The following is a 22,687-nucleotide window of genomic DNA, read 5'->3' as shown; positions in this document are numbered from 1 at the left end:
TGTCTCCTCTCCGACGGCTGTCGGCTTAGGCTGGAAGACAGGTCGGCCCAGACACACGTCTAGTGGCCGGGGGGAACCTGAGGGAGAGCTATGCCAAGGCGTGAGGGGCGCAACCGGCGTTACGCGCTGCTCGCAACCGGAGTAGCCGCGGTCATGGCCGCCTCGCTCGCGCTGGCCGGATGCACCGGGAACGGGACGGCCGCACCGGTGCCGTCGCAGGCATCCGTCACGCTGCCGTCCGATGAGGCGAACGCCGTGAAAACCGCCGTGACGGATGCCATGAAGCTGGCGGGAGCATCCGGCGCGATCGTGGGCGTGTGGGCGCCGTGGGCGGGAAGCTACACCGCGGGGCTGGGCACGACGACCACGAAGGGCAAGAACCCGGTGACGCCCGACATGGCGTGGCGCATCGGCTCGGTGACCAAACCCATGACCTGCACGGTGCTGCTGTCGCTCGTGCAGAAGGGTGAGGTGTCGCTCGACGATCCGGTGTCGAAGTATTTGCCACGGCTGGTCGGCATCGACGATCTGAAGCTGGGGCAGCTGTGTCAGAACACGTCGGGCCTCGGCGACTACTCCGCAGCGCTCGCCCCCCAGTTCGTGGACAACCCGCTACGCACCTACGTGCCACTCGAGCTCGTCTCGAGCGGCTTGGGCGAGCCGCGCACCGGCACACCGGGGCAGCAGTGGTCGTACTCCAACGCCGGTTACATCCTGCTCGGCATGGCCCTCCAGGCTGCCACCGGCAAGGACTGGTCGACCCTCTACCGGGACGAGGTGTTCAACCCGCTCGGCATGTCGTCGTCGAGCCTGCCGAGTTCGGCGAACCTCCAGGGATCCGGTCTTCACGGCTACGCCACGTCGCTGGATCCCGTCAGCGGCGCCCCGCAGTGCGGCACCGTGATGGACGACACCGACCTCGCTCCGAGTGCCACCTGGACGGCGAAGGGTGTGGTCTCCACTCTCGGCGACCTGAAGACGTTCGCACAGTCGTTCGCAACGGCGTCCCTTCTGCAGGGGGACGCGAAGAAGGCCGCGTGGAAGTCCGTGCCGCTCGGTGCGAAGGTCGCGGCCTGGCAGCGCTACGGAATGGGCGGCATCCAGTTGGGCCCGATGCGCGGGCACGACGGGGCGGTACCGGGGTTCATCACGGCGATGCTGAGCGACCCGCAGTCCGGGCTCACGGTCGTGGTCATGCTGAACAACTCGACGTCAGGCGCCGCCTATGCGCAGTCGCTCGCGATGGAGTTGAGCGCCATCGCGGCCGGATTCAAGCCGGCGGACGGACGCAAGGCTCCCACGATCTCGCTGCCGTGGAAGGCGGATGACGCCAAGGCGACCCTCGACCAGCTCGCGGTCTGCCGGCCGGCCGGCTCACCCCCGGCTCCGACACCGGCGGCGGCGACGACAGCGGCGTATCAGCCGCTGCCCCCCAACTGACGCTCAATCGCCGATATCGCGGCTGCTCCGCTCACCGCCGGGGTCGGGTCGGCCGTAGGAGCAAGCTCCCACGGCTCTCCCCTCAATCGCCGATATCGTGGCTGCGCCACTCACCGGCTCAATCGGGTCGGCCATGGAAGCAAGCTCCCACGGCTCTCCCCTCAATCGCCGATATCGTGGCTGCGCCACTCACCGGCTCAATCGGGTCGGCCATGGAAGCAAGCTCCCACGGCTCTCCCCTCAATCGCCGATAGCCTCGAGGCATGGCTATCGTCCCCGACACGAAGAACTGGACCTGGGTGCTCGAGCGCGCGTGCCCGGAATGCGGATTCGACGCCAGCACGGTCGGGTTCCGCGACATCCCGCGTCTGACGAGGGAGAACGCCGCGGGGTGGATGCCCGTGCTCGAGCGGGACGACGTACGCGTGCGTCCCGACGAGAGCACGTGGTCGCCACTGGAGTACGCGGCGCACGTGCGCGACGTCTACCGGGTGATGGGTCGCCGGCTGCAGCTGCTGCTGACGCAGGACGACCCCGAGTTCGAGAACTGGGATCAGGACGCCACCGCGGTCGCCGAACGCTACGGGGAACAGGATCCTGCCGTCGTCAGCGGCGAACTCCGTGAGGCTGCGGAAGCGATCGCGGATGCCTGGGAGGCGGTTCCCGACTCCGCTCTGGCCCGGAGCGGCCGCCGCAGCGACGGGAGCGTCTTCACCGTCGAGTCGCTGGCCAGGTATTTCATCCACGACCCGGTGCACCACCTGTGGGATGTGCGCCCGAGCTAGCAGGTCACGCGCAGAGCGGGACCCCGGGCGACGTGAGGATGACCGTGCGGTTCTGCTCGGCGAGGGCGTCGGAGTACGTGCCCGTGGCATCCGTCTCGGGTTTGAACCCGCACCAGGAGTGACCCACTCCGGCCGTCGCCAGCAGGGATGACGGCACACCGAGGGTCACGAGTGCCTGCTTGACGGCATCCGCTCGCTGTTTCGACAACGCGAGATCGGCCGTGTTGCTGGTCGCCTGGTCCTTCGAAGCCGTGCCGGTGATGGTGACCACCTGACCGTTCTGCTCGATGGACGGAACCAGGTCGGCGAGCACCTTCTGGGCCGCTGACGGGTCGGAGAACCTGGCGGTGTTCTTCACGAAGAGCAGATCGCTGTCGCGCACGACGATCGGCTGCGACCAGTCCGTCTTCGTGGCCGTCGATGGAACCGGCACCGCGGTGACAGCGGGCAGCCCGGATGCCGCCGCCCCGGACGCCGGCTCTGGCAGCACCGAGAGCGTGCCGCCGGATGCCTTGACGATCGCCGCCCAGATCGCCTGCAGGTTGCTGCGCGCCGTAATGGTGAGCGGCTGCTGCGTGCCGGCCACGTCGCCGAGGCCGGACCAGTAGACGGTGACGCCCTTCAGATCCGTCGGCAGCTCGCCCTTCGACTTCAGGTCGTCGACCACCTGCGTGGCGTCCGCCGTGAGCAGGCCCTGCACGGCGAAGTTCAGCGGGTCGACCGTCTGCAGCCCGTTCCCGATCACGAGCACGCCCATCGAGTTCGTGCCGAGGTTGCGCGCCGCCTGGTCGATGGCGTCGAGAAAGTCGACCTCCGGGCTGGATGCCTTCAGCGATTGGATGTAGCTCGTCACCTGCGCGAGCTTGTTGCGCTGGTCGCTCTTGCAGACGATGTCGTCGTTGGCACTCGAACCGAGCAGCGTCGTTCCGCGCGCCTCCGGCTTGCCCGACGGCACCACGATGGTGACGCTGCCGTTGCTCTGCCCTGTGGCCTTCAGCTGCTGGGTCGCGGATGCCGGCAGCTGCATCGCCGGTTCGTTCGCGGTGCTTCCCGCGACGACACCGAGGTTCCGTTTGTTCGCCTGACTGCAGGGTCCCGTCGATGCAGCGGCCGACGAGCAGGCCGTGAGCGCGACGGCGACGAGGCAGGCCGCGACGGCAGGGGCGATGAGGCGGAGCGGATGTCTCACTGCGGCTCCCTTCTCAGCTGCAGCTCGTGGATGATCTGGCTCGTTCCCTGCGGGTCCCGCTGCCGCTGCGCGAGCCGCGTCGCGAGCTGGGCGCGCACCTGTTCGAGCTGCGAGCGCAGTGTGTCCTGAGCGAGCTCGTAGCGCCGGCGATCGGCGGCATCCTGCGCGGCCTGCTGGGCGACCGCCTCGGCGGCCTTCAACTGCTCGGCTAGCAGGCGATCGTGATACTGGCGCAAGCGGGCGACCCGACGCCATCCGCGTTCGACGGCGGTGACCAGCGGCCGCGTCGTGAGCCACGCGGTGACGAAGCTCAGCGCGCCGGAGGTCGTGAGAACGCCCAGCATCAAGAACGCCATGATCGTGTCGGGCGCCGTCCACGAGAAGCCTGCCGCGGGCGTGGTCTGTCCCGTGCCGACGAGGCCGGAGAGCCCGCCCGCCGCCTGCGCGTCGATACCCGCCTTGATCCTGGCGAGCGTGACGACGATGAGGATGGCCGCCCACAGCACTCCGAGTCCGAGCACAACGGCCACCCAGCCGCGGGTGCTGATGCCGCTCTCAATGCGTCGGATGAGCACGGCGATCAGGTGCGGGATGGTGACGATCGCGGCCGAGATTCCGGCGGTGATGATGTACATCAGCGCGCCGATCGATCCATACTGGCTGTCGTTGCGCAACAGCAGCGTGAGCGTCTGCGACAGCAGGTAGTAGTCCACCGCCATCATGCCCAGCAACAGCACGTAGACCATCACGTGGGCAAGCGGCGAGAGGCGTCCGAGCCGAGGACCACTCCGCGGCGGTTTCATCACGATGTCGCGAGCCATGTCATCCCCCTTGAAGCCGTGAACTCAGGCGTAGCTGTGGAACTGCGGATCGCGGGCGGCCAGTTTGCGCTCGAGCATGCCCGCCTCCGCCTCGGCCTTGCCGAGGTCCGCGTGCACGGAGCGCAGCGCGCCGTCGACGAGCTCGATGCGGCTGCGTGCGATGGTCTGCAGCGCCTCGCACGTGGACTCGTGGCGTGTACGCTGCCTGGCCAGGTCGGCGAGACCGGCGTTCTCGAACGCGGAGATCTCGTGCTCGAAGACATCCAGTGTCTCCACGTCGAGCGAGCGTCTCATGCGCCACAGGCGCCAGCGCAGCCTTCGCGACAACCGCTTCGTCTTGGGCAGGCGGTATTCGACCGTCTCGAGCCCGAACGCGTCGTGCGTGTCCACCACGGCGACGACGGCCCCCAATCGGTTCCGTTTCGACATCGTTCCCCTCCTCGACTGCGCGGCCGGGCGCTCCTGTGTCGTGCGGTCCAGGCTCAGCCTGCGGCGTCCGCCCTGCCGTTGCCTGTGTGCGCGGCCGCGATCGCACCACCGAACAGGTCGGTGCCGTGCCACAGATCCAGCGCTCGATGGCTGTCATCGACCGTGAGCCACGCGGGGCGTGCCAGTGTCGGCGGCCGGTCGCTGATGTTCTCGGCGGCAGGATGCACGCGCCGCAGCGTGCCCCAGTAGATGGCCGTCTTCTCGTCCGAGTAGTCGAAGTACCGGCGGGCGCGCAGTCGCGCCACCGTGAACCTCGTGTGGATGATCGCCTTGAGGTGCGCCGACCTGCGGTGATCGCGCTGGATGCGCCGCTCGAGTCTCCGCAGATCCTCGTGGGCGGGACTCGTCAGGTCGGGGTGCGCCGTGGCACTGGCGATCGCATCGTGCAGCGCTTCGGTCGCCGTCCGTTCGAGTGCGCTGGATCGTTCGGCATACTCGCGCTGCTCGCGCACGATCGTGTCAGCAAGGGCCTCGTGCTCCATCCACTGGGACCGAACATCCGTGAAGAACCGCTGCCCCTCACGCTGAGCGTACGTGGCGGCGTGCGCCTGCAGAGCGGCGATAGTCGGAGTGGGATCGCCGACCGGCTCGGCTTCGTAGGCGGCTCGCGGGACGCCGGCACGGGCATCCCGTTTCGCCAGTCGCCTCAGATGGGTGCGCGTGAGCACGCCGACACGCAATGGAGCGCGAGGCGTGCGCGGGACGCGCAGTGCACGGGCATCCGACACGGAAGACCTCCTCTTCGTCGCGGACGGATCCGATCCGGCCGCACCGAGGAGATACACGGTAGGCGTGCCGGATGACAGATCGCCATGAGCCTGATAAGACGCCCGGCGAATCGAGACGCGAGCGTTATCCGGCCCGTCGGGTCACTCGAACTGGGGCGCACGGCGAGCCGTGAGGCGCCGATCGATGGGTGATCCCTTGGAGGGCGAAACATAGGGTGAGAGCATGACCACGGGAACGCCCGCGAACGATCCGTCGCGTCTCTCGCCGGATCCGCCCGCCCAGCCCGACCAGCCGGCCCAGGAGCCGGGGCGCTCGCCGCACCCGCCGGTGCGGCACCGCCCGCCTGCAGAGCTGATCGCCGTCGTCGTGCTCACCTACATCGCGGGGTTCCTCGCGATCGGGGTGGGCATCCTGTTCATCCTGCTGCGCTACGTGGTCGACAACGGCATGTTCGGCGGGTCGTTCGGTGTCACGCTGATCGGAGCCGTGGTCATCCTTCTCGGGCTCTTCATCATCGCGATGGCGTCGGCCCTGACCAGGGGCAAGCACTACGCGCGGGTGCTGACCACGATCGCGATGGCGGCGGAGTTCGCGCTGGCGATCGTCGCACTCGTCGTCGACGCGACGTCGTACTGGTTCGAGATCGCGCTCATGGCCGTCGCGGTGCTCACCACGGTCGTGCTCTGGGTGGGGCGCGGCGGGCGCTACTTCGCGCATATCAGCGCGCAGGATGCCGCGCGCCGGCAGACCGGGCTGTAGGTTCCGAAGAGCTCGACCGGCGGTGGCGTCAGTAATCGCCCGACCCGCCATGACGTCGCACGTAGCGGCGGTGGATGAAGCGCACCACCTCGACGCCCGCGATCGCGACGATGGACAGCCCGATCACGAGCAGCGTCGTGATGAGCGAGGGGTCCGCGAACCCGAGGAACGTGCGTGCCAGCGGCACCGCGTACACGACGATGAGGCCGATCATCATGGCGCCGATGATGACGATCTTCCATCCGTCGATGGGTCGGGAGAGCACCACGAGAATCCACAACCCGATGATCGTGAGGATGAGCGTTGACCCGGTGCGCAGTTCGTCTTGCTGGATGCCCGCACCGCCGGCCGCCCACGCGTACCACCACACGACCAGGCCGACGACCAGTCCGGCGGGCACCGCGAAGCTGAGCGAGCGGCGCAGGAACCCGGGAATGTAGCGCCGCGTGTTCGGCATGAGCGCCAGGAAGAACGCGGGGATCCCGATCGTCAGGCCGTCGACCACGGAGAGCTGGCGCGGCAGGAAGGGGAACTGCATGATGCTGATTCCGAACACGATGGCCAGCACCGTGGCCCACGCCGTCTTGGTGAGGAACAGCATCGAGACGCGCTCGATGTTCGCGATCACCTGACGTCCTTCGGCGACGACGCCGGGCAGGTGCTCGAACTTGCCGTCCAGCAGCACGATGCGCGCGACCGCCTTGGTCGCGGCCGAGCCGGACTCCATCGCGATGCCGATGTCGGCCTCCTTGATGGCCAGCGCGTCGTTCACCCCGTCCCCGGTCATCGCGACGGTGTGCCCGGCAGCCTGCAGCGCCTGCACGATGCCCTTCTTCTGGGTCGGGGTGACCCTGCCGAAAACCGTGTGGCGTTCGAGCTCGGCGGCGAGGGCATCCTGGTCGTCGGGCAGTTCGCGGGCGTCGAAGCCGCTCGGGGCATCCAGCCCCACCTCCCGGGCGATCGCAGCGACGGTCTGCGGGTTGTCGCCGGAGATGATCTTCACGGCCACGCCCTGCGATGCGAAGTAGCCGAGGGTCTCGAGGGCGTCCGAGCGGACGCTCTCGCGGAACGTCAGCAGCGTGACCGGCTTCAGCCCGGCGGGAAGCGTTTCGGCGTCGACGTGCTCGGGCGTGAGCGTCGCGGCGCAGTGCCCGAGCACGAGCGTGCGTCGTCCGGATGCCGCCAGCTCGGCCGACCTGCCTCGCAGCTCCTCGTGTGCGGCACCCTGGAACACCATCTCGGGCCCGCCGAGCACCCAGGTGCCTTCGGCGGAGCCGGTGAACGACACCGCGCTCCACTTGCGGGCGGAGGAGAACGGGATGCGCGCATCCGGTTCCAGGTCGCCCTCCGTCGGGTAGACGGCGGCGAGGCATCGCGCGGTGGCGTTCGCATCGGGTTCGGCGCCGTACCAGGCCAGCACCTGCTCCCATCCGCGCGGCATGAACCCCGCGTCCGGAACGGCCTGTGCTTCCACGGCGGAGAGCGGTCCTGAAACGGACCGGGACACCGGGTGCGCCTGGTCGAACACGATCTCGCCCTCGGTGAGCGTGCCGGTCTTGTCGAGGCAGATCACGTCGACGCGGGCCAGGCCCTCCACCGCCGGAAGCTCCTGCACGAGCACCTGCCGCGCGGCGAGTTTCACCGCCCCGACCGCGAACGCGATGCTCGTCATGAGCACGAGGCCGAGCGGGATCATCGCGATCACCGAGGCGATCGCGTTCACCGCGGCCTGCCGCCAGTCGCCGCTGCGGATCGCCTCTGGCCAACCGCCGAACACGAAGATCTGTGCGTTGAGCACGAGCAGGGCGACCGGGCCGATGATCCAGGCTTGGAACTTGAGCACCTTGTCCACCGACCGCCGCAGCTCGCTCGCGACCAGCGAGAACCGCTTCGCCTCGCTGGCGAGCTTGTTGGCGAACGAGTCGGCGCCCACCCGGGTCACGCGCACGGTGCCCTCGCCGCCGACCACGATCGACCCGCTCAGCACCTCGCCTGTTCCGTCTTCTCCGCCTGGCTGCTTGTCGACCGCATCCGACTCCCCGGTCAGCATCGACTCGTCGGCCTGCAGCCGCGACGAGTCGACGACCGCGCCGTCCGCGGCGATCTGGTCGCCTGCCCGGAGCACGAGGATGTCGTCCAGCACCACCTCGGCCAGCGTCACCTCGCGCAGCTCCCCGTCGCGTATCACCCGGGCGGTCGGAGCGTGCAGCAACGCGAGCTTGTCGAGGGCGGCCTTGGCGCGGAACTCCTGAACGGAACCGATGATCGTGTTGGCGATCGCACTCAGGCCGAACAGGGCATCCTGCCATCGCCCGAGGATGAGCAGCACGGCGAAGCAGGCCACGATGATGCCGTTGAACAGGGTGAACACGTTGGCGCGCACGATGCTCCACGCGGAGCGGCTGGTGGCATCCGTGTACGCGTTCGTACGCCCGGCTGCCACCCGTTCGGCGACCTCGGCCGACGTCAGGCCGAGCGTCGCGTCGGCCGTGTCGGTCATCGTCTCCCCCCTCGACACTCTGGCGGATCGAGGCACGCTCAGCGGCATCAGCGCCGCCCGATGCGAGCATAATGGAGCACTTTGCGTGGAGCAGTCCCCCATTCGCCCATGGCATCGACGGCTGACGTCAGCGTCGACGATCCTGGGCGCGGCTACATGGGTCGGCGAGAACTGGTTCCTGCTGCTATGAGTCGTCGCGCAGGCCCTGGATCATGCTCCGCAGGATCCGTAGCGCCACGGCCTGTTCGTCCTGAGTCAGGTCGCTGACCATTCTGAGCTCGACCGATCGGACGGCGGCGGATGCCTTCTCGAGGCTCCGCCTGCCACGCGGTGTCAATCGAGTGGGCAGAGCCTTCCCGACGGGAGCCTCCGCCGGTCTGGTCACGTAGCCGTCACGCTCGAGGGTCTGCAGCAGCACGTTCATCGATTGCCGTGTCACAAACGCCCCTCGTGCGAGTTCGGAGTTCGACAGCCCGGGACGCTGGGCGAGCAGTTCGAGGCACGAGTAGTGCGTCACGGTCATCCCGAGTGGCCTCAGCACGGCCTCCATCGCAACGCGGAGCGCGCTGGAGGCTTCCTTCAGCAGGTAGCCCAACGACGTCTCCAGATCGACACCGTCTTGACTCATGTCAGTATTCTGACATAGAGTTGGACGTGTCAGAAAACTGACACAACTCGATCAGGCGAAGCGAGGAGAATCACCATGCCTGTTACCGGTCCCGACTTCATCTCCCTCCAGGTTCGCGACCTCGACGCGTCGCGGGCGTTCTACGAGCAGTACCTCGGTCTGGTCCGCTCGCAGGCCGGCCCTCCGCACGCCGTCGTCTTCGAGACGAAGCCGATCGCGTTCGCGCTGCGAGACGTCGTGCCCGGCACAGACCTCGGCTCCGTGTCCCAGCCGGGCATCGGCGCGGCGATCTGGCTCCACGCGACCGACGTGCAGAGCATCCACGACGCTCTCGTCGCCGACGGTCACACGATCGTCGCGGCCCCGATCGACGGGCCCTTCGGTCGCACGTTCACCTTTGCCGATCCGGATGGCTACCGCGTCACGCTTCACGACCGGGCCTGAGCCCACGGTCGGGGCCGGGCCCACGACCGGGCACGGTCCCTCCCGCGCCACACCACACGAACGGCGCCTTCCGCAACGCCTGTCGATCGAGCGTGCCGATCCGCGATGCTGAAGTGGTGGCATCCGCTGCCGGCGCGCCATGGGGATCGGCATCAAGCGGCAGCCACGAGAAGGGCGGCCGAGGTATGACGACAGAACCAGAAGGCTCCGGCGAGGGGACGCCCGAGTTCGACGAACAGCCGTTCATCGAGGCGAACTCTCAAGCGAAATCGCGGTACGGCCGCTTCAACCTTGCCATCGTCGGGGCCACGGGCGTTGGCAAGTCCTCGCTCGTCAACGCGGTGTTCGGGCGCGACCTGGCGAAGGTCGGCAAGGGACTGCCGGTGACCAGAGGCGTGCATTACTACCACGACGATTCGCTCGGGATCTGGGATCTCGAAGGCTTCGAGATCGGATCGCAGGATGCCCCGAGCGACATTCTCCGAGAGCACCTCAAGACGATCTCGGAGCGGCCGGCCATCGAGCAGATCTCCGTCGTCTGGTACTGCGTGCTCTCTCACGCCGACCGCCTGACTTCTTCTGACATCGGCATGATCCGCGAACTCGATGCCGCCGGTCTCCCGGTCATCGTCGTTCTGACCAAGGTCGACTGGACGAAGAGCGCCATCACCGGCAAGCGCTCCGCTTCGTCGGACGCCAACGAGTTTCAGCAGTGGCTGGAGGATCCCGTCGACGAGAACGGGCATCCGATCGACATCCCGATTCAGCGAGTGATCCTGACGTCAGTGCGGGACAAGCACGGAAAGGGCAAGGGGCACGGCCTCGGTGAACTCGTCACGGAAACCCTCGCACTTTCACCGGAGAGCGAGAAGGATGCGTTTCGCATTGCTCAACGACTCAACCTCCCTTGGAAGCGCGAGCTGGCTCGCCCGGTCATCAGAGCTGCTGCGGGGGCGGCCGCAGCAGCTGCCGCTGTCCCTGTTCCGATCGCTGACGCGGCGATTCTGGCACCGATCCAGTTGACGATGATGGGCCGGATCGCGGCCATCTACGACCTCGAGCTCAAGACGATGCTGTCCGCAGGAGCCCTCGCCCAGCTGGGCGTGCAGTTCACCGGTCAGGCGCTGGCGCGCAGCTTTCTCAAGTTGATCCCCGGTGCGGGGAGCGTCATCAACGCGGGGGTCGCCTTCGCGGTCACGGTCGCCACCGGCGAGGGATGGCTGCGACTGTGCGAACAGGTGCACACCGGCAAGCTGGATGTGGCGAACATCGCCGATTCCTGGGGGCGATACGCCCCGAGCTTCCTCGATGTCGTCCGCAGGATGACGGAGCATCGAATCGCCGGGCCGGGCGACCGGCATAACGCATGAGAGCGGATGACGGGAATCGTCCCCACCGCCCCTCCAACCGCCGCTCCGCGGCGCTCGGAGCCTCTGGCGGCGTGGGCCCACCCAAGGGTTCGATTCACTGCACACACAAATGCGTTATGCCGGCCACCTTGCGGCGACCGGCATAACGCATGAGAGCGGATGACGGGAATCGTCCCCACCGCCCCTCCAACCGCCGCTCCGCGGCGCTCGGAGCCTCCGGCGGCGTGGGCCCACCCAAGGGTCCGATTCACTGCACACACGAATGCGTTATGCCGGCCACCTTGCGGCGACCGGCATAACGCATGAGAGCGGATGACGGGAATCGAACCCGCGCTATCAGCTTGGGAAGCTGAGGTTCTGCCATTGAACTACATCCGCGTGCCGCGCGGCGGCGGCATCCATCATCGTAGCCGACGGCATCCGGAGGTCGCGCCCTCGGCTCTCAGCCCAATCGCCGCTAGCCTGGACACGTGCTGCTCTCCGATCGCGACATCACGGCCGAGCTCGACGCGGGACGCATCGCTCTGGAGCCCTACGATCCGGCGATGATCCAGCCGTCGAGCATCGATGTGCGCCTCGACCGCTTCTTCCGGCTGTTCGACAACCACAAGTACGCGTTCATCGATCCGTCCGAGGATCAGCCCGAGCTGACTCACCTCGTGGAGGTGGATGGCGACCAGCCGTTCATCCTGCACCCCGGCGAGTTCGCGCTCGGGTCGACGTTCGAGCGCGTGACCCTGCCCGACAACGTGGCGGCGCGCCTGGAGGGCAAGAGCTCGCTCGGTCGCCTCGGCCTGCTGACGCACTCGACGGCCGGCTTCATCGACCCCGGCTTCACCGGGCACGTGACGCTCGAGCTCAGCAACGTGGCCACCCTTCCGATCAAGCTCTGGCCGGGCATGAAGATCGGGCAGATGTGCTTCTTCCAGCTGTCGTCGCCGGCCGAGCAGCCCTACGGCTCCGCCGCGTACAGCTCCCGGTACCAGGGCCAGCGCGGGCCGACGGCATCCCGCTCGTTCCTGGGCTTCCACCGCACGGATGTGAGCGGCACCGAGATCGGCACGGACTCCGATGCTCCGGAACGCCACACCGCACCGACCGGGAGCTGACCACTCGAAACACGCAGGAGGGCGAGCCGATGGACGACGAACGCAGCGCGGATCCGATGAGCGCTGAGGCGCGCGGCATGTTCACGGATGCCCTGGTCAGCGCGGGGCCGTCGCCCGAGCATCCGAAGCGGATGACCCGGTTCGGCCAGCTCGTCGGTTCGTGGCACGTGCGCGGTCGACGGCTCGACGAGCCGACCGGTGAGTGGCGCGATCGCGACTTCACCTGGCTGGTCTCGTGGGTGATGGACGGTCGCGCGATCGAAGACCTCGAGGTCGTCGAGAAGGATGGCCGCCGGCAGACCATCGCGGTCGCCGTGCGGGTCTACGACCCCACGGCGGGCATCGTGCGCGTGAGCTACTTCTCACCCGCGCTCAACCAGTACGCGAACCTCGTGGCGCAGGGCTGGCGCGACGGCATCCGGCAGGACGGCACGCAGAACGACGAGCGGCCCATCCGCTGGAACTTCAGCGCGGTCTCGGCCCAGAGCTATGCGTTCGACGGCTGGGTGAGTGACGACGGCGGCGTCACGTGGAAGCTCGTCGAGCACCTCGACGGCGAGCGGCTGGACTGAGCGGGCCCTCGCAGCTCTCGCGGAGCAGAACCTTGACCGGCAGGCGCATCGCGATCGGCTCCTGGTCGGGACGCGCCAGACGGCTGACCATCGCCTGCACCGCCGCGCGCCCCAGGTGCTCCATCGGTTGATTGACCGTGGTGAGCCGCGGTGCCGACTCGGCGGCCGCATCCAACCCGTCGAAGCCGGAGACGATGACGTCGTCGGGAACGCGGATGCCTCGCTCGGCGAAGACATCCAGGATGCCGAGGGCCATCTGGTCGTTCGCGCACACGATCGCGCGGGGCACGGCGTCGCGCAGCGCGAGATCGGCGGCGACAGCGCGGGCTCGCTGACGGGAGAATTCGCCGTGCAGCACCGGCAGCGCCGTCGGGTTGATACCGCGCCCCTCGAGAGCTTCGGCGAACCCGTTGTAGCGCTCGGCGTCGTCCGGCGAGTCGAACGGGCCGGCGAGGTACACCGGATCGCGCACGCCGTGCGCGTCGACGAGGTGCTCGGTGAGGGCGCGCATCCCTTCCCGGTTGCTGACCGACACGTGGTCGAAGTCGTCGTCGCGTCGCGGCCCCGCGAGGAGCACCACTGGGACCCGATTGCTCACTCGCTTGAGCGCATCGTCGTGTGCGCTCTGCGCGAGAACGGCCATTCCGTCGACCCGGCCGGCCATGTCGCTGATGACCGCCTCGACCTCCTCGGGCGACCTGCCCCGGCCGACACCGACCATGAGCGAGAAGCCCTGCCGCCACGCCTCGAGCTCGCACCCGCGTAGTACTTCGTCGAAATAGAGGGGCGCCGACGGATGCTCTGCGGCTCCCGGCGGGTCCACCCGCACCTCGACGCGGTGCGGCGCTGTGAAGTCCGCATCGTCGAGCTCCTCGACCGCGTCGAACCCCGGCAGGAACAGGCCGAGCACGCCGGTCTTGCGTGCCGCGAGGCCTCGCGCGTTCCCGCTCGGCACGTAGCCGAGCTCGCGGACGGCATCCATCACGACTTCACGAGTGGATGCGCGTACATCGTCGGGCCTGCGCAGCACTCGCGAGACGGTCGCAATGGAGACACCGGCGAGGTCGGCCACGTCGTAGACCGTGGGGTTCTTGGCCATCGACATCCTCCGTCCCCTCGGCCGGCGCCGTGGATCCGACCACCATTCTGGCACGGGATCAACGTTCTACACGGGAAAGTCAAGTGGGTTGCCGTCGTCGCTTGTATGCGCTTACAATCTCGGATACCGGGCGGACGATCCCCGCTGGTGTCCCCGCCAGAGCCTCGTCATCGATGACAGAAAGGTTCCTCGACATGTCCAAGACCCGAGCGCGAAAGCCAGGGCCGCGATCGCTTCGTGCGCTCGTCGCCGTCGTCGCCGCAGCCACCGTGCTGGCGACCAGCGCCTGCAGTGTTCACACCTCATCCAGCAGTTCGGGAGGCGCCGGAGACGGCTCCCTGCTGCTCGCCGCCGACAGCGGCTCACCGACGTTCGCGCGCAACTTCAACCCGTTCGCCGCCAACACTCGCATCGGCGCGCACTACATGTACGAGCCGCTGCAGGTCGTCAACTCGATCGACGGCAAGGCCACTCCGTTCCTGGCGACCGGCGACAAGATCGTCGACCCGAAGACCATCCAGTACCCGATCCGGCAGGGGGTGAAGTGGTCGGACGGCAAGCCGTTCTCGATCGACGACGTGGTGTTCACGTTCGATCTGATCAAGAAGCACCCCGAGCTCGACACGCTGGGCGAATGGCAGCACATCGATACGATCAGCACATCCGGCAACACGGTGACGTTCCACCTGAAGACTCCGGACGTGCCGGCCGCGTACATCATCGACCAGCAGGTCATCGTTCCGAAGCACATCTGGCAGAGCGTGAAGAACCCGGTCAGCTGGACGAACCCGAACCCGGTAGCGACGGGCCCGTACGTGCTCGGCAAGTTCGCCGGTAACCAGTACGTGCTCGACAAGAACACGAAGTACTGGCAGGCCGACAAGGTGGCGGCGCAGAAGATCGTGCTGCCGGCATCCAACAAGCAACTCGACATCGTGAAGAACGGCTACGACTGGGCATACGCCTTCATCACGGATGTCAAGAAGACGTGGGTGGGAGCCGACAAGCAGCACAACACCTACTGGTTCCCGCCCGGCGGGACGGTGTCGCTGTTCCCCAACCTCACCAAAGCGCCGTTCAACGACGTGAACTTCCGCCTCGGACTCAGCTACGCGCTGGACCGCACGACGGTGGCGAACGACGCGGAGCAGGGCTATGTGAAGCCTGCCGGGCAGACCGGTCTTCTGCTGCCGAACCAGCAGGACTGGCTGAACGGCTCCATCCCCGACAACGGGCTGATCACGCAGGACACCTCGAAGGCGCTGAGCTACTTCGCGAAGGCCGGTTACACGCAGTCCGGCGGCAAGCTCGTGGACAAGAACGGTACCCAACTGCAGGTCACGATAACCACCGCGAACGGCTACACCGACTGGCTGCGCGGCGTGCAGACCGTGCAGTCGCAGTTGGGCAAGCTCGGGATCGCCGTGAAGATCAACCAGCCACAGCCCGCCGCGTACACACAGGCGCTGAACAACGGCGACTTCGACCTGGCGATGGGATCGTTCGGCGGAACCGGCAGCGTGTTCCAGGACTACAACAACCTGCTGAACAGCCAGTTCGCGACTCCGGTAGGCCAGGCGACGACGGCGAACTTCGAGCGATTCAAGGACCCGAAGACCGACGCGTTGCTGACGCAGCTGCAGGCCGCGACCCAGGAGTCGGACCAGAAGAAGATCGTCGACCAGCTGCAGGAGGTCGTCTACAACCAGGTGCCGGCGATCGGTCTCTTCTACGGCGGTCTCTGGGGCCTGTTCAGCACGAAGCACTTCACCGGATGGCCGAGCGCCAGCGACCCGTACGCACCGCCGAGCACGTGGACCGAGACCCCGCTGCTGGTGTTCACGCACCTCAAGAAGGCGTCCTGATCTTCGCCGGTCGCGGTGAGGGGACCACGACCGGCGAAGCATCCGCCACGACAACCCGGAAGGAGGGCGCGTGCGCTACCTGCTCGGCCGGATCGGCCTCTTCGTGCTCACGCTGTGGGCCGCCGTCACGGTGAACTTCATTCTGCCCAGGCTGATGCCGGGATCGCCGGCCGATGCCGCGATCGCGAAGCTCGGGCAGAACGGGCCGGTCACTCCGGCCATGCGTGCAGCGGTCGAGGCGCAGCTCGGCGTGCCGAACGGCAGTCTGTGGAACCAGTACGTGGAGTACCTGAACCAGGTCGTGCACTTCGACTTCGGAGTCTCGTACAGCTACTTTCCGCAGCCCGTGTCGAGCCTGATCGGGGATGCGCTGCCCTGGACGCTCGTGCTCGTCGGCACGGTAACGATCATCGCGTTCGTATGCGGCACGTTGCTGGGGGTGCTGGCGGCGTGGAAGCGCGGCACCCCGCTCGACACCGTCCCGACAGTCGGCGGCCAGTTCCTCTCCGCATTCCCGTACTTCTGGACGGCGTTGCTGCTGGTCTTCTTCCTGGGTTACGTTGCGGGGCTGTTCCCGACATCCGGCTCCTACTCGCAGGCGGCGACACCGAACTGGAGTTTCGCGTTCTTCGGCGACGCGCTGGACCACGCCATCCTGCCCGGTGTCACGATCCTGCTCACGTCGCTGGGCGGCTGGATCCTCGGCATGCGCAACACCATGGTGAACACGCTCGGCGAGGACTACGTCACGTTCGCCGAGGCGAACGGCCTTCGCCCGCGCACGGTCGCACTGCGGTACGCGGCTCGCAACGCGATCCTGCCGAACCTCACGTCGTTCGGCCTCGTGCTCGGCGGCGTCGTCGGCGGTTCGCTGCTGGTGGAGACCGTGTTCAACTACCCCGGCGTGGGCCTGCTGCTGTTCCACGCGGTGACCAACCAGGACTACCCACTCATGCAGGCGCTCTTCCTGATGATCACGGTGAGCGTGCTCATCGCCAACTTCATCGTCGATGTGCTGTACGGCGTTCTCGACCCGAGGACGAGGCGATGACGACGACCAGCAGAAGGACGACGATGGATGCCAGTCCCGCCGACGGCACGAGGGAGCGACTCGACCGGCCGAACCCGCTGCGTGTACTCGGGCGAGGCATCCGCACGGTATGGGCGGTTCCGAAGGCGCGCTTCGGCCTCGTGCTGTTCGCGTTCTTCGTGCTACTGGCAATCTTCGCGCCGCTGATCGCCCCGTACGACCCGCACGACACCTCATTCGGCAGGAGCCAGGACGCCAGCGCCGCGCACTGGCTCGGCACGACGGCCGCCGGTCAGGATGTCTTCTCGCAGCTCATCTGCGGAGCGCAGGTCTCGGTGTCGGTCGCGCTCATCGCCGGCCTGCTCTCCACGATCATCGCGGTGGCCGTCGGGCTGAGCTGGGGCTACGTTCGCACGTTCTGGGGTGAGGGGGTCGGGTTCATCGTGAACCTGTTCCTCGTCATTCCGGCGCTTCCGTTGATGATCGTGATCGCCGCCTACCTGCAGAACGGCGGCCTCGGCGTGATCATCCTGGTGGTCGTCGTGACCGGATGGGCGTGGGGAGCTCGCGTGCTGCGCTCGCAGACGCAGTCGCTGCGCTCCCGCGATTTCGTGACCGCGGCGACGTTCAGCGGCGAGAGCGCGACGCGCATCGTGTTCCGCGAGATCCTGCCGAACATGACCTCGCTCATCATCGCGAGCTTCTTCGGTGCGGCGACCGCGGCCATCCTCGCCGAGGCAGGCCTGGAATTCCTCGGGCTCGGCGACTCCAGCACGGTCAGCTGGGGCACCATGCTCTTCTGGGCCCAGAACAGCAACGTGCTGCTGACGGGCCAGTGGATCCTGCTTTTCGCACCAGGCCTCATGATCGCGCTGTTCGCCGTGTCGATGTCGTTCATCAACTTCGGCGTGGACGGCCTGAGCAATCCGCGACTGCGCGAGGGAGGGGCCACGCGATGAGCCTGCTGAAGGTCGAAGACCTGACGGTCGTGTACGACACCGGCGACGGGCATCCGTTCGAGGCGGTCAAGCACGTCAGCTTCGAGCTGGCCCAGGGTGAGTTCGTGGGCCTGGTCGGCGAGTCCGGGTCGGGCAAGTCCACGCTCGGGTTCGCGCTCACCCGGCTGTCGAAGCCGCCTGCGCGTATCGCGGGCGGGCGCATCCTTTTCGACGGCACCGACATCGCGCACCTGTCCACCGAGCAGGTGCGGGCGCAGCGGCAGGGCGGATTCGCCATGGTGCTGCAGTCCGGCATGAACGCCCTGAACCCGGTGCGCACCGTGCGGAACCACTTCATGGATGTGTTCGCCGCACACGGGCACGTGCCGCAGGCGCGTCGCGAGGCACGAGCGCGGGAACTGATCGAGAAGGTCGAGCTGCCGCAGGAGACGCTGTCGCGATATCCGGGCGAGCTCTCCGGCGGCATGCGGCAGCGGGTGTCGATCGCGATCGCCCTGTCGCTCGAGCCGCGCATGATGGTGTTCGACGAGCCGACCACCGCGCTCGACGTTCTCGTGCAGCACGCGGTGATGGGCACGATCAGGCAGCTGCAGGCATCCGAGAACTTCACCGCCGTGCTGATCAGTCACGATCTCGGCATCGTGCTCGAAGCCACCGAACGGGTGCTCGTCATGCACGACGGCGTGATCGTGGAGGATGCCCCGAGCGAGCGGATCCTGAACGCGCCGCAGCACGATTACACCCGTATGCTCCTAAGCCACTACGGCGATCCGCGGGCGGAGACCGTCAACGTGCCCGGGCTGCAGGTGCGTGGCGCGAGCAGGGACGTGGACAGTGCGGTGGTGGGGACCGCGGTCGCGGGAACGGGCGCTGCGATGTCCGACGCCGAGCCCGCCACCGCCGAGCCTGCCGCCGAAGCGGGGGCGCCTTCCGTGCACACGCGCAAGGAACGATCCGCCCGCGACGCCATCGTCGTCGAGGGCGTGACGAAGGTGTACAAACAGCGGCGTCGCGGCGAGACCGCGGTGCGTGCGGTGGACGACGTCTCGTTCACGCTCGAGCCCGGCATGTCCCTGGCCCTGGTCGGCGCGAGCGGAAGCGGAAAGTCGACCATCGCGAAGATGATCACCGGTGTGGAGCGCCCGACCTCCGGCACGATCAGGTTCGGCGAGACCAGGGTCGACACGATTCGCCGGCGCGGCGACCTGCGCCGCCTGCACCGGGACGTGCAGATGGTCTTCCAAGACCCGTATGCCGCGCTCAATCCGCTGCACACGGTGGAGTACACACTCATCCGGCCCGTGGTGAACTACACCGGCCTGCGCGGGTCAGATGCCAGACGCAGAGTGCTGGAGCTGCTGGAGACGGTCGGGCTAACGCCGGTCGAGCAGTTCGCGGCGAAGCTCCCGCACCAGCTCTCCGGCGGTCAGCGCCAGCGCGTGGTGATCGCCCGTGCACTGGCCAGCGATCCACAGGTCATCATCGCCGACGAGCCGGTCTCGATGCTCGACGTCTCGCTGCGAGCCGGCGTCCTCGCCCTGCTGGAGGACCTGCGCGAGCAGTGGGGCGTCAGCATGCTCTACATCACGCACGACTTGCTCAGTGCACGCCTCGTGACCGACCGCATCATGGTGCTCAACAAGGGCGTCGTGGTGGAGCGCGGCGACACCGCCGACGTGCTTCGGCACCCGAGCGACGACTACACCGTTCGGCTGCTCGACGCCGTCCCGAACCCGTCGCGGGGCTGACCGGCTACCTGTCGCATGTCCGCCAAAACGAAGGAGAACCACGTGCTCGCATTCCCCGACGGTTTTCTCTGGGGCGCCGCGACGGCCGCCCACCAGGTCGAGGGCAACAACGTGAACAGCGACTGGTGGGTCAAGGAGCACACGGCCGGAACGCCGATCGTGGAACCGAGCGGCGACGCCGCCGACAGTTACCACCGGTATCGCGAAGACATGCGACTTCTGGCCGAGGCGGGTTTGAACAGCTACCGGTTCTCGGTCGAGTGGGCGCGCATCGAGCCGGAGCGCGGGTTCGTGTCGCGGGCATCCCTCGACCACTACCGGCGAATGATCGTCACCGGCCTCGAGCTCGGCCTGGAGCCGGTGGTCACGCTCATGCACTTCACGGTGCCGCGCTGGATGCACGACGCCGGCTTCTGGCGCAACCCGGATGCCCCGCAGCTGTTCGCGCGCTACACCGAGACGGTGCTGCCCATCCTCGACGGAGTGCGCTACGTGTGCACGATCAATGAGCCGAACATCGCCGCCATGCTCGCCGGAGGCGAGAAGGCGGAGAACCTGGTGGCGAACGGATTGCCCGATCCGGATCTCGGCGTTGCCGACACGCTCCTGGCAGCGCACCGGGCGTCGCGGGAGGTGCTGGCAGGCGCCCGCGGCATCCGCTCGGGATGGACCGTCGCAACACAGGACTTCATGCCGACGGGCGAGCCGGGCTCGGAGGAGAAGCTGCGCGAGTACGGATACCCGCGCGACGACTGGTACCTCGAGCAGTCTACGGGCGACGACTTCGTCGGAGTGCAGGCGTACACGCGAACGTTCGTGGGGCCGCAGGGGCCGCTGCCGGTCGCCGAGGGTGTCGAGACGACGCTGACCGGGTGGGAGTACTTTCCGCAGGCAGCGGCAGACGGGGTGCGTTCGGCGTGGGAGAAGAGCGGTCACACGCCGGTGATGGTGACGGAGAACGGTATCGCGACCGGCGATGACACCCGCCGCATCGACTACACGGATGCCTCGCTGCGGCACCTGCACGCCGCCATCGCGGACGGCATCGACGTGCGCGGGTACCTGCACTGGAGCGCCCTGGACAACTACGAGTGGGCAAGCGGATTCCGCCCGACGTTCGGGCTGATTGCGGTGGACCGGCAGACGTTCCGACGCACGCCGAAGCCGTCGCTGGCATGGCTCGGCGCCGTGGCGCGGCGCAACGGGCTCTCCGACGAAGGGCGCCCTGCGCATTAGACGTCCCTGGCTCGTCGAGCCGGGGCACGGCAAGAAGGTGAAACCGAGGAGTCGATGACGATGATCACGAAACACCGAAGGGCCCGCACGAGCCGGGCGGGACTGGCCGCGGGCGTTCTCGCGGCCGCGCTCGCGGCATCCATCGGGCTCGCGCCCGCCGCCAGCGCTCAAGAGACGATCGATAACCAAGGCATGGGCGGCATCACCGCCCCCGGGCAGACGCCGCTCACGGATGCGCAGCGTGCGACGCTGCTCGGCATCGGCCGGGACACGTGGCGGTTCTTCGAGAACGACGTCGATGCCAGCACGCACCTCCCCATGGACAACCTCGGCCCCGGCACGACTCAGGGTCGCTATACCTCCGCGGCCAACATCGGCATCTATCTGCAGGCAGTGATCGCTGCGAAGGATCTCGGGCTGATCACGCCAGGCCGTGAGCGGAACCTGCTCGCCGCGACATTGCACACCGTCAGCGGCATGCAGCGCTCGCATGGCTTCCTGTACCAGTGGTACGACACCACGACGGCGCAGCCGATCCTGAACCCAGGCGGGCCGGCGTGCAGCACCGAGACGACGCCGGCGCAGGACAACTGCTCGTTCCTCTCGGCGGTCGACAACGGCATCTTCGCGACCGGGTTGGTCACGGTGCGATCGGCCGTGCCGTCGCTGCGCAAGCAGGCCAATGCGCTGATCGGTGACATGGACTTCTCGATCTTCTACGACGACCGCGCCCAGACCGACTGCAACACCAATCCGGCCATCCCCGGCAACCAGCCCACCGGGCAGATGTACGGCGGCTACTACGTCGGCCAGGGCCCTGCCGGATACCACAACGGCGCCATCTACAGTGATCCGCGCATCGCGATGTACATCGGAATGGGTCTGCACCAGATGCCGGGGGATGTCTGGTGGCGCTCGTGGCGCACGCTCCCTCCGCAGCGGTGCTCGACCGATCCCGACTTCTCGTGGCAAGGCCAGGAGCCGGGCGGCGATTGGCAGCAATACACGGATCCGCAGTCCGGCAAGGCGTTCGACGTCTGGGAGGGTCACTACACCTACCCGGGCACGTCGCTGAGCTTCCTCCCGACCTGGGGCGGCGGCATGTTCGAGGCCGAGATGGTCGACCAGATGGTGCCGGAGACCACGTGGGGAACGAGCGGATTCGGCCTCGCGGATGTTCGCACCGCCCAGGTGCAGGAGAAGTACGCCACCGAGGCGCTCCACTACCCGGTGTGGGGTCTCTCGCCGTCGAGCACGGCTGACGACTCCGGCGGCTACGCGACGTACGGGGTCGAGGGGCTGCAGTTCCCGGTCGGCGAACGGCTGTCGCAGTGCACCACGTGCGGCACCGAAGACGTCGTCACGCCGCACGCGTCGTTCATCGCGCTGAACGTGCTTCCGCAGGATGCCTACGCGAACATCCAGAAGCTGCGCTCCACGTATCCGGATGTCTACAGCTCGGACGGCGGGTTCTACGACGCGGTGAACCCGACGACGGGCGCGGTGGGGCACCGCTGGCTCGTGCTCGACCAGTCGATGATCATGATCGCTCTGGACAACGCGTTGAACGACGGCGCGATGCGGGCACACTTCGCGGCGGATCCCGTGTCGTGGGCGGCGCGCACGTACCTGAAGATGGAGACCATGACGCTGGGGTGATGCCCAGCTCCTGGGCCGGCGAGGCGTCGCACGACCCACCGGCAATAGCACGATCGGCCGGAAGGGCAGCGGCATCCGTTCCGGCGCATCGTTCGATCACCGGCTGATCGTGCGAGAAGGAGAAGTGCAACGGTGCGCCTGGACGCGCTGCCGCCGCGCTACACCTATCGGCATCCGCCACACAAATGATCTGTAGCACATGCCGATACCTGTAGCGATTGCCTGAACTGCCCGTCGGACGATCGGCTCCTGGGAG

Annotated in this window: 20 protein-coding genes and 1 tRNA gene; 13 read left to right on the top strand and 8 right to left on the bottom strand. The window is 67.6% G+C overall.

The features are described 5' to 3' along the window. Positions 1-90: 90 nt before the first annotated feature. Positions 91-1,440, top strand: a complete 1,350-nt coding sequence (locus tag ACYVI5_RS17750; RefSeq protein WP_460581413.1) for a serine hydrolase domain-containing protein — start codon at positions 91-93, stop codon at positions 1,438-1,440. Between the two features lie 263 nt (positions 1,441-1,703). Then, positions 1,704-2,225 (top strand): DinB family protein, encoded by a 522-nt coding sequence (locus tag ACYVI5_RS17745; RefSeq protein WP_460581412.1) that lies wholly within the window; start codon positions 1,704-1,706, stop codon positions 2,223-2,225. Positions 2,226-2,229: 4 nt separating this feature from the next. Here ACYVI5_RS17745 and ACYVI5_RS17740 read toward each other — a convergent pair whose 3' ends face one another. The 4 genes from ACYVI5_RS17740 to ACYVI5_RS17725 are packed head-to-tail and all read right to left on the bottom strand — an operon-like array spanning position 2,230 to position 5,452. After that, complete coding sequence (locus tag ACYVI5_RS17740; RefSeq protein ID WP_460581411.1) at positions 2,230-3,414, bottom strand: OmpA family protein; 1,185 nt, start codon at positions 3,412-3,414, stop codon at positions 2,230-2,232. Then, positions 3,411-4,235 (bottom strand): hypothetical protein, encoded by an 825-nt coding sequence (locus ACYVI5_RS17735; protein WP_460581410.1) that lies wholly within the window; start codon positions 4,233-4,235, stop codon positions 3,411-3,413. Before ACYVI5_RS17735 ends, ACYVI5_RS17740 begins: the two co-directional genes overlap by 4 nt. A gap of 24 nt (positions 4,236-4,259) precedes the next feature. Then, entirely contained in the window at positions 4,260-4,664 is a 405-nt protein-coding gene (locus ACYVI5_RS17730; RefSeq protein WP_460581409.1) for a hypothetical protein, read from the bottom strand. Between the two features lie 53 nt (positions 4,665-4,717). Further along, a complete protein-coding gene (locus tag ACYVI5_RS17725; RefSeq protein WP_460581408.1) occupies positions 4,718-5,452 on the bottom strand; it encodes a hypothetical protein in 735 nt (244 codons plus the stop codon). Positions 5,453-5,675: 223 nt separating this feature from the next. On the opposite strand from ACYVI5_RS17725, the gene ACYVI5_RS17720 reads away from it, so the two are divergent. Continuing rightward, positions 5,676-6,212, top strand: a complete 537-nt coding sequence (locus ACYVI5_RS17720; protein WP_460581407.1) for a hypothetical protein — start codon at positions 5,676-5,678, stop codon at positions 6,210-6,212. A gap of 28 nt (positions 6,213-6,240) precedes the next feature. On the opposite strand, the gene ACYVI5_RS17715 is transcribed toward ACYVI5_RS17720, so the two are convergent. Both ACYVI5_RS17715 and ACYVI5_RS17710 read right to left on the bottom strand, forming a co-directional pair. Then, on the bottom strand, positions 6,241-8,712 hold the full coding sequence (locus ACYVI5_RS17715) for an HAD family hydrolase (RefSeq protein WP_460581406.1): 2,472 nt from the start codon (positions 8,710-8,712) through the stop codon (positions 6,241-6,243). Between the two features lie 184 nt (positions 8,713-8,896). Beyond that, complete coding sequence (locus ACYVI5_RS17710; protein WP_460535620.1) at positions 8,897-9,340, bottom strand: MarR family winged helix-turn-helix transcriptional regulator; 444 nt, start codon at positions 9,338-9,340, stop codon at positions 8,897-8,899. A gap of 75 nt (positions 9,341-9,415) precedes the next feature. Here ACYVI5_RS17710 and ACYVI5_RS17705 point away from each other — a divergent pair, with 75 nt between their 5' ends. Then, complete coding sequence (locus ACYVI5_RS17705; RefSeq protein WP_460581405.1) at positions 9,416-9,784, top strand: VOC family protein; 369 nt, start codon at positions 9,416-9,418, stop codon at positions 9,782-9,784. 92 nt (positions 9,785-9,876) lie between these two features. Continuing rightward, the gene (locus ACYVI5_RS17700; protein WP_460581404.1) at positions 9,877-11,154 is read left to right on the top strand and encodes a GTPase; all 1,278 of its coding nucleotides are present in this window, start codon (positions 9,877-9,879) and stop codon (positions 11,152-11,154) included. A 307-nt stretch (positions 11,155-11,461) separates the two neighbouring features. On the opposite strand, the gene ACYVI5_RS17695 is transcribed toward ACYVI5_RS17700, so the two are convergent. Beyond that, positions 11,462-11,532: transfer RNA gene (locus ACYVI5_RS17695), tRNA-Gly, on the bottom strand. A gap of 92 nt (positions 11,533-11,624) precedes the next feature. On the opposite strand from ACYVI5_RS17695, the gene dcd reads away from it, so the two are divergent. Then, positions 11,625-12,263: a dCTP deaminase gene (dcd, locus tag ACYVI5_RS17690; RefSeq protein ID WP_460581403.1), complete on the top strand. Its 639-nt coding sequence runs from the start codon at positions 11,625-11,627 to the stop codon at positions 12,261-12,263. 29 nt (positions 12,264-12,292) lie between these two features. Further along, positions 12,293-12,835: a hypothetical protein gene (locus ACYVI5_RS17685; protein ID WP_460581402.1), complete on the top strand. Its 543-nt coding sequence runs from the start codon at positions 12,293-12,295 to the stop codon at positions 12,833-12,835. On the opposite strand, the gene ACYVI5_RS17680 is transcribed toward ACYVI5_RS17685, so the two are convergent. Further along, entirely contained in the window at positions 12,789-13,934 is a 1,146-nt protein-coding gene (locus tag ACYVI5_RS17680; protein WP_460581401.1) for a LacI family DNA-binding transcriptional regulator, read from the bottom strand. The two genes, ACYVI5_RS17685 and ACYVI5_RS17680, sit on opposite strands and share 47 nt — an antisense overlap. Before the next feature lie 194 nt (positions 13,935-14,128). Between ACYVI5_RS17680 and ACYVI5_RS17675 the strand changes: the two genes are divergently transcribed. The 6 genes from ACYVI5_RS17675 (at position 14,129) to ACYVI5_RS17650 (ending at position 22,431) form a co-directional block, all read left to right on the top strand. Then, positions 14,129-15,799: an ABC transporter substrate-binding protein gene (locus ACYVI5_RS17675; RefSeq protein ID WP_460581400.1), complete on the top strand. Its 1,671-nt coding sequence runs from the start codon at positions 14,129-14,131 to the stop codon at positions 15,797-15,799. A gap of 70 nt (positions 15,800-15,869) precedes the next feature. Beyond that, positions 15,870-16,850: an ABC transporter permease gene (locus ACYVI5_RS17670; protein WP_460581399.1), complete on the top strand. Its 981-nt coding sequence runs from the start codon at positions 15,870-15,872 to the stop codon at positions 16,848-16,850. Next, on the top strand, positions 16,847-17,788 hold the full coding sequence (locus ACYVI5_RS17665; protein WP_460581398.1) for an ABC transporter permease: 942 nt from the start codon (positions 16,847-16,849) through the stop codon (positions 17,786-17,788). The genes ACYVI5_RS17670 and ACYVI5_RS17665 overlap by 4 nt, the downstream gene beginning before the upstream one ends. Continuing rightward, positions 17,785-19,536, top strand: coding sequence for an ABC transporter ATP-binding protein (locus ACYVI5_RS17660; protein ID WP_460581397.1), 1,752 nt, complete (start codon positions 17,785-17,787; stop codon positions 19,534-19,536). The genes ACYVI5_RS17665 and ACYVI5_RS17660 overlap by 4 nt, the downstream gene beginning before the upstream one ends. Before the next feature lie 42 nt (positions 19,537-19,578). Beyond that, positions 19,579-20,772 carry a glycoside hydrolase family 1 protein gene (locus tag ACYVI5_RS17655; protein WP_460581396.1) on the top strand — a complete coding sequence of 398 codons (1,194 nt, stop codon included), beginning with the start codon at positions 19,579-19,581 and terminating at the stop codon, positions 20,770-20,772. A gap of 60 nt (positions 20,773-20,832) precedes the next feature. After that, positions 20,833-22,431: a glucoamylase family protein gene (locus ACYVI5_RS17650; RefSeq protein WP_460581395.1), complete on the top strand. Its 1,599-nt coding sequence runs from the start codon at positions 20,833-20,835 to the stop codon at positions 22,429-22,431. Positions 22,432-22,687 lie beyond the last annotated feature (256 nt).

It is taken from the genome of Humibacter ginsengisoli (genome assembly GCF_054780095.1).
This window is presented reverse-complemented; position numbering and strand designations above follow the sequence as displayed.